Genomic DNA, 13,489 nt, shown 5'->3' with positions numbered 1-13,489 from the left:
TGTCGATGCAGGATTTGTCGATCTCCCGTCCGCTCCAGAAGGCCGCACCGTCGGTGATCGCGCCGCGCGGCAGCGTCAAGTCCCTGCATCCGTTGATCCAGCTACGCTGGATCGCGGTGGTCGGACAGATCGCCACCATTCTCTTCGTCTATTACGGCCTCGACATCCGGCTGCCGCTGGTGCCGATGGCGGTGGTGCTGGCATGCCTGATCGTCTTCAACCTGTTCAGCATGCTGCGTTGGCGCCATCGCGAGGAGGTGGGCAACAACGCATTGTTCCTCGCGCTGCTGGTCGATGTGGTGACGCTGACCGCGCAGCTTTACCTGAGTGGCGGTGCCGCCAATCCGTTCGTGTTCCTGTACCTGCTGCAGGTCGCGCTGGCGGCGGTGCTGTTGCGCTCGTGGTCGAGCTGGGCGGTGGCGGCGGCGGCCAGTCTCGGTTTCATCGGATTGATCATCTTTCCCGGCCCGGTGACGATCCCGGCGCATCCGGATCGCGGCCTCGCCGATCCCTACGTGCAGGGCCTGCTGCTGTGCTTCGTGCTCAACGGCACGTTGCTAGTGGTGTTCATCACGCGCATCGGCCGCATCCTGCGCGCCCGTGACGCGCACCTGGCCGATCTGCGCCAGCGTGCCGCCGAGGAGGAGCACATCGTGCGCATGGGATTGCTGGCCTCCGGTGCGGCGCATGAACTCGGCACGCCGCTGGCGACGCTGTCGGTGATCCTCGGCGACTGGAAGCGTATGCAACCCTTCATCGAACAGCCGGAGCTGCAGCAGGAACTCGACGAGATGCAGGCGCAGCTCAATCGCTGCAAGACGATTGTCACCGGCATCCTGCTGTCGGCGGGCGAAGCACGCGGCGAAGCGCCCGCGCAGACCACCGTCGGCGCCTTCCTCGACGATCTCGTCGCCGAATGGCGCGAGACGCGTCCGGTGCGCGCCTTCGCCTACGCCAATCGCTTCGGCGAGGATCTGACCATCGTCTCGGACTCGGGCCTCAAGCAGATGATCTGCAATGTGCTCGACAATGCCCTGGAGGCCTCGCCGGGCTACGTCGCGCTGGAAGCCTCGCGCGATGGCGACGATCTGGTGCTGGCGGTCAGCGATTCCGGCCCCGGTTTCGCGCCTGCGATGCTGTCGCACTTCGGCAAGCCTTATCAGTCGAGCAAGGGGCGGCCCGGCGGCGGTCTTGGACTGTTCCTTGCGCTGAATGTCGCGCGGACGCTCGGCGGCAGCATCACGGCGCACAATCGCAGCGATACTGGTGAAGGCGGTGGCGGCGCGGTCGTCACCATGACGCTGCCCCTCTCCTCCCTCACTCTTGCCGATGCACGCGATGAACGCTGAGCCGCCCCAAGTTGAGCCGCGCCAATTGCTGATCGTCGAGGATGATGTCGCGTTCGCACGCACGCTGAGCCGTTCGTTCGAACGGCGCGGCTACACCGTGCGCACCGCGACGGGCCTGGACGAGATCGAACCGTTGCTGCGCGAGTATTCGCCGGGATATGCCGTGGTCGATCTGAAGCTGGCCGGTGGCAGTTCCGGGTTGGCTTGCGTGCAGGCGCTGCATGCCCACGATCCGGCCATGCTGATCGTGGTGCTGACCGGCTACGCCAGCATCGCCACCGCGGTGGAGGCGATCAAGCTCGGCGCCTGCCACTATCTCGCCAAGCCGTCGAACACCGACGACATCGAAGCGGCGTTCGAGCGCGCCGAAGGCGACGCGACGGTGAAGGTGACCGAACGCCAGACTTCGATCAAGACACTGGAATGGGAGCACATCCACGAAGTGCTCGCGGCGACCGATTTCAATATCTCCGAGGCCGCGCGTCGCCTCGGCATGCATCGCCGCACGCTGGCGCGCAAGCTCGGCAAGCATCGGGTGAAATGAACGTGCCGAGACATGAATGCGATCAGCGCATTCGCCGCGCGATGTCGTGAGCGGCCGTCTCCGATGACTCTTGTGATGCAGAAGTGAAAATTCGCGCGAATACGCCCTAGGGCACGCCCTAGTATTTTTGGCTTCGGTCACTCTTATACCCTGTCGTCGGTCACTACCCGTGCCCTGCCCCTGCTCATTCTTGGAGTGGTTATGAGCATCGTCGACGGCAATATTCCCAGGCTTGATTCCCTCGTGAATCCTGCTCGCCTTCCGCTTTCGGGGCCAGCTGACATCGCCGCGCCCAAAGCATTGGCGGATGCCATCACCCAGTTGCGTGCGAGCGTCGAGCAGATGGGGCCCACGCTCGACCAGACAACGAAAGCATTGCAGCCGTTCACGCTGCCGAAGAACGGCGACACCGGCCTCGCGAACCGACTGGCCACACTGGCCGATCGCGGCGATCAGGCCTTGGGCGACCTGCGCGCTTCCACGGATCAGGCCGTCGACCGCTTCGAGCTTCCTCAGACCGACGATGTCGTTCGCGACGGCCTCGCGGCGATCAGCCAGGTCTCCGAAGCCGTCGGACAAGTCGCGGATGTGGTCGGCGACATCGCCAGCCTCGTCCAGCAGGTCGCGGCACAGGTCAGCCGCATCCCCGGCCCCGTCGGGCAAGTGGCCAGCGCCGTCTCGCGAGTGGCCGGTGCCGTCGACAGCATGTCCGGCGCGGTGAACAAGCTGTCGGGCACGGTCGATCATCTCGCCGAGACGGCGGGACGCGGCGATCCCGCGGAAACATTTGGTGAGGTCGCCAGGGCCGCCAGCGACGTGGCCGAAGTGGTGTCGCAGATTTCCTATGCCGTCGGCGATATCGCTGGCGCCGTCCAGAGCCTCTCGGGCATGGTCAGCTGGATTCCGGGACCGGTCGGCCAGGTGGCTGGCGCCGTCGGCAACATCGCTGGCGCGGTCGACAATATTTCCGGCGCCGTCGGCGGCGTTTCCAATGCCTTGGGGTATATCAACGATGCCGGGATCGATGGAGGCGCGCCCGGTGCGATGACCGCGGCTTTCAATTCGATCGATGATGTGGCCAGGGCCGCGCTGCAGGTCGCCAAGGCCGCAGGTCAGATCGCGATTGCCGTCGGCCAGATCACGGCCGCATCCATGGGCGTGTAACAACGACAGCGCCGCCGTGCGGCGGCGATTTCACGGCGTCGCCGCGCCTCGCTCCAGCTTGGCCCCGACTGTGCGCAATTCAGCCGCCCGCGATGCGGCGATGGGCACGGGCCAGCGCGCCGCCATTGAGCGCCCACAACAATGCGATCACCGCGCCAAGCACAGCGGCGATCGCGGGTTGCTGCGCCAGGGCGTCGATACCGGCTTTCAGCCAGCTGCTGAGCGCATCCGCGCCGCGATAGACCACGCTGTCGACGAAATTCTTCGCCTTGTACTTGGCTTCCGGCTCCACCACGGTCCACAGCATTTCGCGTCCCGGCCGGATGAAGGCGTACTCGCCCGCGCGGCGCACGACCATCACGATCGCCAGCACGGCGAAGGTCGGCGCGAAGGCCAGCCAGAGGAAGCCGAACACCGTGACCACCGGCACCGCCACGAGCAGCACGCCGATGCCCAGGCGCTGCGCCAGCCGTCCGGTCAGGAACAGCTGCGACAGGATCGACAGCGCCTGCACGATGATGTCGATCGTGCCGAACACCTTCGTCTGCGCATGCCTGTCGGGGAAGTTGAGTTCCACCAGCCGCGCCTGCTCGAAGTACAGGAAGGTGCTGACGCTCGCCAGCAACAGCACGAAGATGGAGATGCCGATCAAGTAGGGGGATTTCAGCACCTCGGTGGCACCGGCCAGCGGACTGCCGCCCAATGGGCGTTGCCGCTGGATGATCTCTTCCGCCGACAACGGCCGCGCATCGCGCCAGCGTTGCACGGTACGCGCGGCGAATGCGGCCGCGATCAGCAGCAATGCCGACAGCAACAGCAAGCCGGGATGGCCGATGACATCCACCAGCGTCACGCCGAGCGCCGGGCCGACCAGTCCGCCCAGGCTCGCGCCGCCGGCCATGATGCCGAACAGGCGCTTGGCCTGCGCGACCGCGAACAGATCGACGAGCACGCTCCACGCCACCGAGATCGCGATCAGGTTGAACACCGAGATCCAGATGTAGAACGTGCGCGCCAGCCAGACGTTATCAGGCGAGAAGATGAAACCGAACGCGAACCCGGCCAGGTTGACGGCGAAGAAGCCGAACACCCAGTACAGGATGCGCCGCCGCTGCACGCGCGAGGCGATCCAGCCGAACAACGGCATCGCCGCCAGCGTGGCGATGAAAGTGCCGGTGAACAGCCATTGCAGGTTGTCCACGCCGCCGGTGATGCCCATCGTCTCGCGCACCGGCCGCAACATGAAATAACCGGCGAACAGCAGGAAGAACAGCGTGAATCCGGCGAGGACCGCGCCGGATTCCTCCTCCCGCAGATCGAACAGGCGCGTGAACCAGCGTCGCAGCATGTGTCCTGCCCTGTCTCAGCTCAGTGCGGCGACGAGCGCGGCGCGCTGCTTGTCGTCGAGTAGTTCACCAACGCCACCTTTCAGATTGTCGGTCTGGTTGTCGGGCTTGGAGGTGGCGGGGATCACCACGGTCACCGCCGGCGGACTGATCGCGAATTTCAGGAACAGCTGCGCCCATGAATCGGCGCCGACGCCCTTGGCCCAGTCCGGGACCGGTTTGCCTTTCACTTGAGCGAAGAGTTTTCCGTCTGCGAAGGCGCGATTGATCATGACCGCGATGCCAAGCTCCTGCGCCAGCGGGAAGATGCGCTTTTCGGCGCCGCGCGCGATCGGCGAATAGTTGATCTGCACGAAATCCGGCTTGAGCTTCCGCATCAGGTCGGCCAGTTCGTCCTGGGCGCTTTCGACGTAGTGAGTCAGGCCGACGTACTTGGTCTTGCCCTGCTGTTTCAGCTCGCGCGCCAGCGCCAGTTGTGTTTCCGTGTCGCCGAGGTTGTGGACCTGCAGCAGTTCGACCTTGTCCGTCTTCAGGTCGCTCAGCGATTGATTGAATTGCTTCAGGCCTTCGTCACGGCCGGTGACACCGGAGAGCTTGGTCGCCAGGAACAATTTGTCGCGAACGCCGGCTTCGGCGATGAGCGCGCCGAGCACGGGTTCGGCGGTGCCGTAGGTCGGCGCGGTGTCGATGACGGTCGCGCCTGCGGCAATGAAACGCTTCAACACCTCGCGCAACGGATCGCGGCTGGCGGCATCGTCACCGACTTCGAAGGAGCCGGACGTGCCCATGCCGATCACGGGGATCTGCTCGCCGCTGGATGGAATCGCACGCTTGAGCAAGGTGCCCGAGAACGGCTTCGGCGCGGGTTTGGCGGCTTCACCGGCGGCGTTCGCGGATGTGGTGCCCTGGCTGCAGGCGGCCAGCGGCATCAGGGCGACGGCGGCGATCGACAAGGCACTGCTCGAAATGAAATCTCGACGCGAAGACATGCACAACCTCCGATGATGGACGGCATCTGCCGAGGTTGAGCCAGACTGCGCCACGGTCATGTCATCAGGCAGTGCCATTCGACATGGCGCGATGTTGTGTTCGCGTTAGACGGGCGTGATCCGTGTCACGTGATGCCGCTTGAGTTGCATCGCGCTTGAGTGTCGCGTCGTTCGAGTCGCGATCAACCGATCGAGTGCATCGCCGCCGCCGCGCGCGAACCCGCCCAGACCAGTGCAAGCCCCAGCACGATGGATGCGGAGAGATACACCAGCATCAGTTCGCTGCGCTGCGAGCGTGCGAAGAGCAGGCATTCGAGCATCAGCGCCGAGAAGGTGGTGAGGCCGCCAAGCACGCCGACGATGAGGAAGGCGCGCAGGTAAAGCGCCGAGGGTCCCCGCCCTTCCAGCAGCACGGCGATGTAGCCGACCGCAAACGAGCCGATGAGGTTGACCGCGAAGGTACCCCAGGGAAAGCCGTTGCCCAGTTGCCGCAACAGCCAGCCGCCGATCCAGAACCGTCCCGCCGCGCCGAGCGCACCGCCCGCCATCACCAGCCCCAATTGCCACCACCAGATGGCGGGGTTCATGGCGTAGCCTCAAAAATTGAATCAAAACACATGATTAGCCCTCATTCTTGAAGTTGTTTGAAGGGCGTGCGCCTACCGCCCTCGTGCCAGGTTCGGTAGGCATCATCAGCCGGCGCATCGGCGCCAGCGGTTCAGGGAGGATGCCATCTCCCGTGATCGGATTTGAGGCGCCAGATTATGCCCGTGATCGGCCTTGATGCACGCCGGACTGGATCGCCGGCATGTGGTGACTCGTCATTCCGGCCGCCGATGCGACATCATTGCGGGTATCCCTCCGGCAAGTCCGCGACCCTGTGCGCGGGCTTCCGACAACGGAAGACCTTCCCCCGCTTCCATGACGATCCTCCGCTATCGCTTCGGCGATCATTCGCTCGACCTCGGCAAACGCGAGCTGTACCGCGCGGACCAACCGGTTCCGCTGCCGGCGCGCGTCTTCGAATGCCTAGGTTTCCTGATCGAACACCGCGACCGTGCCGTCAGTCGCGACGAGCTGGTGAAAGCCGTGTTCGGTCGTGCCGACGTGTCCGACGCGCAGCTCGCGCAGATCGTGGTGCGCGCGCGGCGTGCGGTCGGCGACGACGGCCATGAGCAGCGTTCGATCCGCACCGTGCCGCGGTATGGCTTTCGCTGGATGGAAGAGACCGTGGTCGAGGTGGCCGGCGCCGGAGACATTCCGCCGGCGATGGCCGGGGATGCGGAAGTCGAGAAGGCTGGCGTCGTTCCTGCTGATCCGGTGCCGCCGCCATCAGATGCGGTGGTGGAGGAAGAAGTGGCGTCCATGCCCTCTTTCACGCCTGCCGCGCGTCGCCCCCGACGTTGGAGGTGGGGGGCTGTCGCGGCAGTGGTCGTGCTGGCGCTGGCGGCCTGGGGCGTTCAACGCCTGTGGCTGTCGCGCTCTGCGCAGCCCGTCGTTGATGTCGCGGCCCAAACGTCTTCCAGCCGGATTCTGATGGTGCTGCCCAGCGACATCGACGACCGAGACACCGCCAGCTGGGCGCGCCTGGGCTTGATGGATTTCATCGGCGACCGTCTGCATCGCGCCGGGTTGCGCGTCATGCCCAGTGAGGCGGTGCTCGGCGTGCTGCGCGAGCAAGGTGCCGACGATCCGCAGTTGTTGCGGCGGGCGTCGCGTGCGGACTGGATCGTCAGCAGCCGCGCCGAACGCGCATCGTCGGACTGGCACGTGACGTTGGTGGCCATCGATGCCGCTGGCGTGGAGCAGCGCGGCGAAGCGCGCCAGGCCGATCTGCTCGGTGCGGCGCGGCTTGCCACCGATCGCCTGCTGGCGGTGCTGGGCGGCCGTCTGCCGGAACGTGACGACAGGCAGCCCGACCTGGCCGAACGCCTGCAACGCGCGCGTGCGGCGATGCTGGCCAACGAAATCGAGACCGCGCGCCGCATCCTGGTCGAAGCACCGGAACTGCAGCGCGCCCAGCCTCAGCTCCGCTATCAACTGGCGCGGGTGGATTTCCGCGCCGGCGAATACACGCGTGGGCTGGAGACCCTCGACAGCTTGCTGGCCACCGACGAGGTACGGCGTGATCCGGTCTTCAAGACGCGGGTGTTGAACGCGCGCGGCGCCATGCTGATCCGTCTGGAACGCTACGACGAGGCCGAGCGCAACTACGACGAGGCGGTGGCGCTGGTCAGCGACGGCAAGCATCCCTCGGAGCTGGGCGTGGCGCTGAGCGGCCGCGCGGTGGTGCATTCCACGCAGGGCCGCTTCGATCGCGCCCTTGCCGACTACGGCGGTGCCCGCGTGCAGATGACCAATGCCGGCGACACGCTGGCGGTGGCGCGGGTGGATGCCAATCTCGGCATCCTCGAGGTCGACCGCGAACGCCCCGCGCAGGCCCTGCCCTACCTGCGCAAGGCCGTGGAGGATTTCAAGTCGATGGGCGCGGTCAGCGAGCTGGCGACGTTGCGCAGGATGCTGATCACCGCCCATCTGCAACTGCTGCGCCCGGACGCGGCGCTGGCGGAAAGCGAACGCGCCTGGACGATGCTGGACCGCATCCGCGATCCGATCCAGCGCGCAGACCTGATCCTGATTCGCGCCGAGACGCTGATCGCCGCCGGCCGGCTGCGCGAAGCCGCGCGGCTGCTGGCGATGCCAGAAGCCGGTCACGTCTCGGCCGCCGACTACGGCCGCGTGGATTACCTGCGCGTCGAGCTGGCCATGCAGGCGGGACAGTTCCGGGAGGCCGTGTCGCTGGCCGACGCGCGTCTGCGCGACTGGCCGCGGCAACGGAACGACCGGCTGCACGAGTGGATGCAATTGCATCGGGAGCAGGCGGCGCTGGAGGCGGATCTGCAAACGACCTCCGGGATCGTACCGGGCATCGCGCCAGGTTCGGACGAATCACTGCCAGCCCATCTGCTCGCCGCGCTGGAACAGCAGTCGCGTGGAGACAAGGCCGCTGGCGACGGCTACCAGGCCGCGCTGGCCCTGGCTGATCGTCGCGGGGTTCCGGACGAGATCGCGGCGGTCGTGAAGCCTTACGCCCTCTGGCTGCTGCGCCAGGGCCGGCAGGACGAGGCCGCCACGCTGATCGGCCGCGTCGCGCCATGGGCCGAATACGACTTCGACCTGGCCATGTTGCAACTGCGGCTGCAGCGCGCGATGGGCAACCGCGCGCAATGGCAGGACGCGTTCGACCGCGCCCTGCGCCTGGCCGGCGAGCGCCGCATCGCCGCGGAGCTGGACCCGCGCTCGCCGCAACAGCCTGGCAAACGTGACGGAGCGCAATAAAACGGCAACCGGCACGACGTTATCAAACGATCGTCAAACGCTTGGAATGATTCCGGTGCCGCGTCGACGCCACGTTTCCGGATTCGAGAACACACCGTTCGAAAGCACGCCCGGGAGAGCGAGAAACATGATCAAGAAGCTATTGGCCGCCGCCCTGTTGTCCACCTTGTCCGCCGGAGCGACCGCCGCCGTACCGGCCTCCACCGGCAGCCGTCCGTTGGAGCTCTCTCTGATCCGCGGCGGCGCGGTGGAGGCCGAACCCATCGTCGATGGAAGCTACGTGTACTTCCCCACTGGCCGTGTCCTGGCGACCTGGGACTACCGTCGCGCCAACCGTCCCCTGCGCATCGGCACCACGGCGCCCGCCGAGGGCGTGATCAATTCGCTGGTGCGCCAGGGGAGCTATCTGTACGCCAGTTGGCGTGGCTACGACGGCACCAGCGGTGTCGCCGTGTATTCGCTGGCGAACCCGGCCAGTCCCGTGCTGCTCGACGGCAATCTGGATTACCTGCAAGCCGAGGACAAGTACGCCCTCGGACTCGTCGTCGCCAATGGGCATCTGTACCTGTTCGACAACAACTACGGTGTCTTCGTCGGCGATCTGTCCAATCCGCGCAAGCCGACCTTTGTACAGAGCTCGATCGGGGTGCCGGTCCAGTACAACAAGCTGGTTGCCTACGGCGATGTCATCTACGCCACCGGCCGCAGCTGGCTGGGCGGGACAGTGCTCGATCTCTATGACGTGAGCAATCCGACCGCGCCCTACAAGATGGCCGATCACCAGGTGGATGGACTGGACAGCTTCAGCCTGACGCCCGAGAAAGGCTTCGCGATCGGCGTCGGCAACCAGCTCAGCCTGTACGACCTCAGCAATCCGCAGCAGATGGTGCGGCGTGGTTATCTCGACATCCGGCCAGCCACGCATGGGTTCCGCGTGGGCTCGCACTACTACAGCTTCGGCTACAGCGACGGTCTGGATGTGTGGAACATCGGCAACGTCGACGCGCCCAGTGCCGCGGGGCATCTGGACATCTCCACGCTCGGTGGACGATACGCGGTCAAGCTCGGCAACACCGCCTTGCTGCAGACCGACACCGATCTGGTGCAATCGCTCGACGTGAGCGTGCCGGCGAAGCCGCGCCGCACCGCCACGTCCTGGCTGCCGGGCGGCGTGGCCGCGCGCGATGTCGTGTTCTGGCGCGGTTTCCCGCTGCTGTTGCAGCCGAACTACGGCATGACGGTGAGCGATCCGCTGACGATGACGCCCGTCATCCGTATGGAGGCCAAGCTGCCGCCGTACCTGCAGGCGCGCAGTTTCGAGCAGATCGCCATGGCCGGCAACCGCGCCTATCTCGTGGCCTGGGGGTATGGCCTGATCACGTTCGATCTCTCCGATCCGAAGATTCCGCGCGAGTCCGGCCGCCTGGAGTTTCCCTTCGCGTCCGTGCTCGACGTGAAAGGCAACTACGCTTACCTGGCCAAGTGGACCAATGGCGGCATGATCGGCGTCGCCGACATCAGCAATCCGGAAGAACCGCAGCTGGTGTGGGCGGACGGCCTGTCCTCGCAGCCTTATCGGATGAAGGTCGACGGGCGCTATCTCTATCTGGCGGAAGGCCAGGAATTCGGCGTGGAGAACGTGGGTGGCCTGCGCGTGTTCGATCTGAAGGATCCGGCGCAGCCGGTGCTGCTGACCCGTTTCGACAAGGGCTGCGGTTCGGCCTTCGACCTGAGCGTCGACAACGCCACGTCGCGACTCTATCTCGCCTGCGAAAGCGGCATGCAGATCATCGACATCGCCAAGCCGGCGGCGCCGGCGTTGATCGGCGGCTACAGTTCCGGCGCCTCGGCCGACTACAACAAGGTGGTCCATCACGGCAATCGCGCCTGGTTCGCCGACGTGAACGGGTTGCACGAGCTGGATGTCTCCAACCCTGCCAATCCGAAGCTGCGCAAGACCACGACGATCGGGCACCAGGCGCCGCAGCGCATGCGCATCGATGATTTCGGCCGCCTGTGGGTGCTGGGCGGAAACAGTGGCGTGCAGGTGTTCGGCGGGTTCAAGCTGCCGTTGCCGAGGCAGGATGGGCCGATTGTCAGGAGCACGCCGTAAGTTAGCGCTCCGCCGGAATACGGAACTGTTCTTTCGAGAAAACAACGCGCCCCGGTTCAAACCGGGGCGCGTTCGTATTCGTCATTCCCGCCTTCGTGGGAATGACGGGCCAAAGACTTTCTGGAGTGGTTACGATTTCTTCGTCGACTGTCTTGCCTGCGCACGCGCCTGTCGCAATGCATCCAATTTCTCTTTCAGCTTGATTTCCATGCCGCGCGCCACCGGTTCGTAGTACACGCGCTCGCCCATCGCATCGGGAAAGCCGGTCTGGTCGAGCGCGATGCCGCCCTCGGCGTCGTGGTCGTACTGATAGCCCTTCGAATAGCCGAGCGATTTCATCAGCTTGGTCGGTGCATTGCGCAGGTGCATGGGCACTTCCTGCGTGCCATATTCGGCCACGTCGCGCTTGGCCGTGTTGAAGGCGACGTAGGCGGCGTTGGATTTCGCCGTGCTGGCGAGATAGATCACCAGTTGCGCCAATGCCAGATCGCCTTCGGGGCTGCCCAGCCGGTCGTAGGTCTCCCAGGCTTCGATCGCCATCGCCAAGGCGCGTGGATCGGCCAATCCGACGTCCTCCACCGCCATGCGCGTCATTCGTCGCGCCAGATAGCTGGGATCGCAGCCGCCGTCGAGCATGCGCGTGAACCAGTACAGCGCGGCGTCCGGATTGGAGCTGCGCACCGATTTGTGCAGGGCTGAGATCTGGTCGTAGAACTGTTCGCCGCCCTTGTCGAAGCGGCGCGTGCGGTCGGCGAGCACCTGTTCGAGGATCGTGTCAGTGATCGTGCCGCTCTCGCCCGCCCCGCTTTCGTCGGCGAGTTCGGCGGCGATTTCCAGCAGCGTCAGGCCGCGACGGACATCGCCGTCGGCAGCGGTGGCGATCAGCTTCAGCTGATCCTCGCCGATGACGAGGCCGCGATCGCCGAGGCCGCGTTCCTTGTCCTCGAGCGCATGCCGCAGCGCCACGGCGATGTCGTCGGCCGCCACCGCTTCCATGACGTGTACGCGGCAGCGCGAGAGCAGCGCCGAGTTCAGTTCGAACGATGGATTCTCGGTGGTCGCGCCGACGAACAGGATGGTGCCGCGCTCGATGTGTGGCAGGAAGGCATCCTGCTGTGTCTTGTTGAAGCGGTGCACCTCGTCGACGAACAGCACGGTGCGCCGGCCCTCGGCGAAACGATGTGCGGCCTCGGCCAACACCTGTCGCACGTCCGGCAATCCAGACAGCACCGCGGAGATGGCATGGAAGTGGGCATCGGCGTATTTCGCCAGCAGCAGCGCCAGCGTGGTCTTGCCGCAGCCCGGCGGCCCCCACAGCACCATCGAATGCACGTGCCCGGACTCGATCGACTTGCGCAAGGCGGTGCCGGGCGCGAGCAGGCGGCGCTGCCCCACCATGTCGTCGAGCGTGCGCGGGCGCATGCGTTCGGCGAGCGGGCGCAGCGCGTCGCGATCGGTCGTCAGCAGATCGTTTTCATCGGATTGCGAGGGCGTTCGCCTGGCCACCGGACTATTCTATCCGTTGTGTCCTTCGGGGCCGATGCGCCCCGCTACACTCGCCCCTTCCCCGCCGCGGAGCCTCCCATGAGCCATCTCGACGCCCTGCACGAATTCACGCATCGCCACGACTACCTGGGCGACCGCCACGAGCGCAACGCGCGCCGCACCTGGTACGTGGTGGCGCTGACGGCCGGCATGATGGTGTTCGAGATCCTGGCTGGCTGGTGGACCGGATCGATGGCCTTGCTGGCCGACGGTTTTCACATGGCCACGCACGCGGGGGCGCTCGCGATCGCCGGCTTCGCCTACTGGTACGCGCAGGCGCATCGCGACGATCGCCGGTTTTCGTTCGGGACCGGCAAGATCGGGGATCTCGCCGGATTCTCCAGCGCGCTGATCCTGGCGGTGATCGCGCTCGGCATCGGTGTCGAGTCGGTACTGCGCCTGGCGAATCCGGTGGTGATCGCCTTCGATCAGGCCATCCTGGTGGCGATCCTGGGGCTGGCGGTCAATCTGGTCAGCGCGTGGCTGCTGTCGGGTGATCACCATCATCACCATCATGGCCACGCGCATGGCCATGCTCACGATGATGATCATCACGATCACCACCATCACGACCATGCCCATGACGACCACCATCATCACGAGCATGCCGGCCACGCGCATTCCCATGCCGACCACAATCTGCGCTCGGCCTATTTCCATGTATTGGCCGACGCGCTGACCTCGGTGCTGGCCGTGGTCGCGCTGCTGCTGGGGCGCACGCTGGGCTGGGTGTGGATGGATGCGCTGATGGGCATCGTCGGCGCGCTGGTGATCCTGCGCTGGTCCTACGCACTGCTGCGCGATACGTCAGCCGTCCTGCTCGATGCCTCGGCGCCTGTCGGGATGGAGGATGCGATCCGGAAGCGTCTGGAATTCGGCGATCATCGCATCGCCGATCTGCACCTGTGGCGCGTGGGGCCCGGGAGTTTCGCCGCGATCGTGTCCCTGGTCACACATCATCCGCAGCCGCTGGCGGATTACCGCGCGCGGCTGGAAGGGATCGAATCGCTGGCGCATGTCAGCATCGAAGTGCAGACGTGCAGCTGAAGCATTTGGCTTAGCCGCACAGATTCCAGGACTCGTCATCCGGCTTTCGCCGG

10 protein-coding genes and 1 riboswitch are annotated in these 13,489 nt (G+C 65.7%); of the genes, 6 read left to right on the top strand and 4 right to left on the bottom strand.

All coding sequences use genetic code 11. The annotated features are described in order from the left end of the window. The first annotated feature begins 5 nt into the window (after window positions 1–5). From AC1RNP_RS06895 to AC1RNP_RS06885, 3 genes are all read left to right on the top strand, one after another. Window positions 6–1,349: an ATP-binding protein gene (locus AC1RNP_RS06895; RefSeq protein WP_493050522.1), complete on the top strand. Its 1,344-nt coding sequence runs from the start codon at window positions 6–8 to the stop codon at window positions 1,347–1,349. Further along, window positions 1,339–1,893: a response regulator transcription factor gene (locus AC1RNP_RS06890; protein ID WP_493050521.1), complete on the top strand. Its 555-nt coding sequence runs from the start codon at window positions 1,339–1,341 to the stop codon at window positions 1,891–1,893. The genes AC1RNP_RS06895 and AC1RNP_RS06890 overlap by 11 nt, the downstream gene beginning before the upstream one ends. Window positions 1,894–2,094: 201 nt before the next feature. Further along, the gene (locus AC1RNP_RS06885) at window positions 2,095–3,057 is read left to right on the top strand and encodes a methyl-accepting chemotaxis protein (RefSeq protein ID WP_493050520.1); all 963 of its coding nucleotides are present in this window, start codon (window positions 2,095–2,097) and stop codon (window positions 3,055–3,057) included. Window positions 3,058–3,136: 79 nt separating this feature from the next. On the opposite strand, the gene AC1RNP_RS06880 is transcribed toward AC1RNP_RS06885, so the two are convergent. The 3 genes from AC1RNP_RS06880 to crcB form a co-directional block, all read right to left on the bottom strand. Next, entirely contained in the window at window positions 3,137–4,405 is a 1,269-nt protein-coding gene (locus tag AC1RNP_RS06880) for an NTP/NDP exchange transporter (protein ID WP_493050519.1), read from the bottom strand. A 15-nt stretch (window positions 4,406–4,420) separates the two neighbouring features. Further along, a complete protein-coding gene (locus AC1RNP_RS06875; protein ID WP_493050518.1) occupies window positions 4,421–5,392 on the bottom strand; it encodes an aldo/keto reductase in 972 nt (323 codons plus the stop codon). Window positions 5,393–5,574: 182 nt separating this feature from the next. Beyond that, window positions 5,575–5,979: a fluoride efflux transporter CrcB gene (gene crcB, locus AC1RNP_RS06870; RefSeq protein WP_493050517.1), complete on the bottom strand. Its 405-nt coding sequence runs from the start codon at window positions 5,977–5,979 to the stop codon at window positions 5,575–5,577. Window positions 5,980–6,068: 89 nt separating this feature from the next. Further along, window positions 6,069–6,139: riboswitch (Fluoride riboswitch) on the bottom strand. A gap of 174 nt (window positions 6,140–6,313) precedes the next feature. Between crcB and AC1RNP_RS06865 the strand changes: the two genes are divergently transcribed. After that, window positions 6,314–8,731: a tetratricopeptide repeat protein gene (locus AC1RNP_RS06865; protein ID WP_493050516.1), complete on the top strand. Its 2,418-nt coding sequence runs from the start codon at window positions 6,314–6,316 to the stop codon at window positions 8,729–8,731. Between the two features lie 127 nt (window positions 8,732–8,858). Then, window positions 8,859–10,844: an LVIVD repeat-containing protein gene (locus AC1RNP_RS06860; protein ID WP_493050515.1), complete on the top strand. Its 1,986-nt coding sequence runs from the start codon at window positions 8,859–8,861 to the stop codon at window positions 10,842–10,844. A gap of 129 nt (window positions 10,845–10,973) precedes the next feature. On the opposite strand, the gene AC1RNP_RS06855 is transcribed toward AC1RNP_RS06860, so the two are convergent. Further along, the gene (locus tag AC1RNP_RS06855) at window positions 10,974–12,350 is read right to left on the bottom strand and encodes a replication-associated recombination protein A (protein WP_493050514.1); all 1,377 of its coding nucleotides are present in this window, start codon (window positions 12,348–12,350) and stop codon (window positions 10,974–10,976) included. A gap of 78 nt (window positions 12,351–12,428) precedes the next feature. Between AC1RNP_RS06855 and dmeF the strand changes: the two genes are divergently transcribed. Next, window positions 12,429–13,436 (top strand): CDF family Co(II)/Ni(II) efflux transporter DmeF, encoded by a 1,008-nt coding sequence (gene dmeF, locus AC1RNP_RS06850; RefSeq protein ID WP_493050513.1) that lies wholly within the window; start codon window positions 12,429–12,431, stop codon window positions 13,434–13,436. The last annotated feature ends 53 nt before the right edge of the window (window positions 13,437–13,489 follow it).

The organism is Luteimonas sp. GW821-FHT14E02 (genome assembly GCF_058803905.1).
The sequence above is the reverse complement of the archived record's forward strand: the minus strand, read 5'-3'. Positions and strand labels throughout refer to the sequence as shown.

Coding starts and splice junctions, on each gene's coding strand:
- AC1RNP_RS06895 (WP_493050522.1), top strand. CDS start 6: ATGCAGGATTTGTCGATCTCCCGTCCGCTCCAGAAGGCCGCACCGTCG.
- AC1RNP_RS06890 (WP_493050521.1), top strand. CDS start 1,339: ATGAACGCTGAGCCGCCCCAAGTTGAGCCGCGCCAATTGCTGATCGTC.
- AC1RNP_RS06885 (WP_493050520.1), top strand. CDS start 2,095: ATGAGCATCGTCGACGGCAATATTCCCAGGCTTGATTCCCTCGTGAAT.
- AC1RNP_RS06880 (WP_493050519.1), bottom strand. CDS start 4,405: ATGCTGCGACGCTGGTTCACGCGCCTGTTCGATCTGCGGGAGGAGGAA.
- AC1RNP_RS06875 (WP_493050518.1), bottom strand. CDS start 5,392: ATGTCTTCGCGTCGAGATTTCATTTCGAGCAGTGCCTTGTCGATCGCC.
- crcB (WP_493050517.1), bottom strand. CDS start 5,979: ATGAACCCCGCCATCTGGTGGTGGCAATTGGGGCTGGTGATGGCGGGC.
- AC1RNP_RS06865 (WP_493050516.1), top strand. CDS start 6,314: ATGACGATCCTCCGCTATCGCTTCGGCGATCATTCGCTCGACCTCGGC.
- AC1RNP_RS06860 (WP_493050515.1), top strand. CDS start 8,859: ATGATCAAGAAGCTATTGGCCGCCGCCCTGTTGTCCACCTTGTCCGCC.
- dmeF (WP_493050513.1), top strand. CDS start 12,429: ATGAGCCATCTCGACGCCCTGCACGAATTCACGCATCGCCACGACTAC.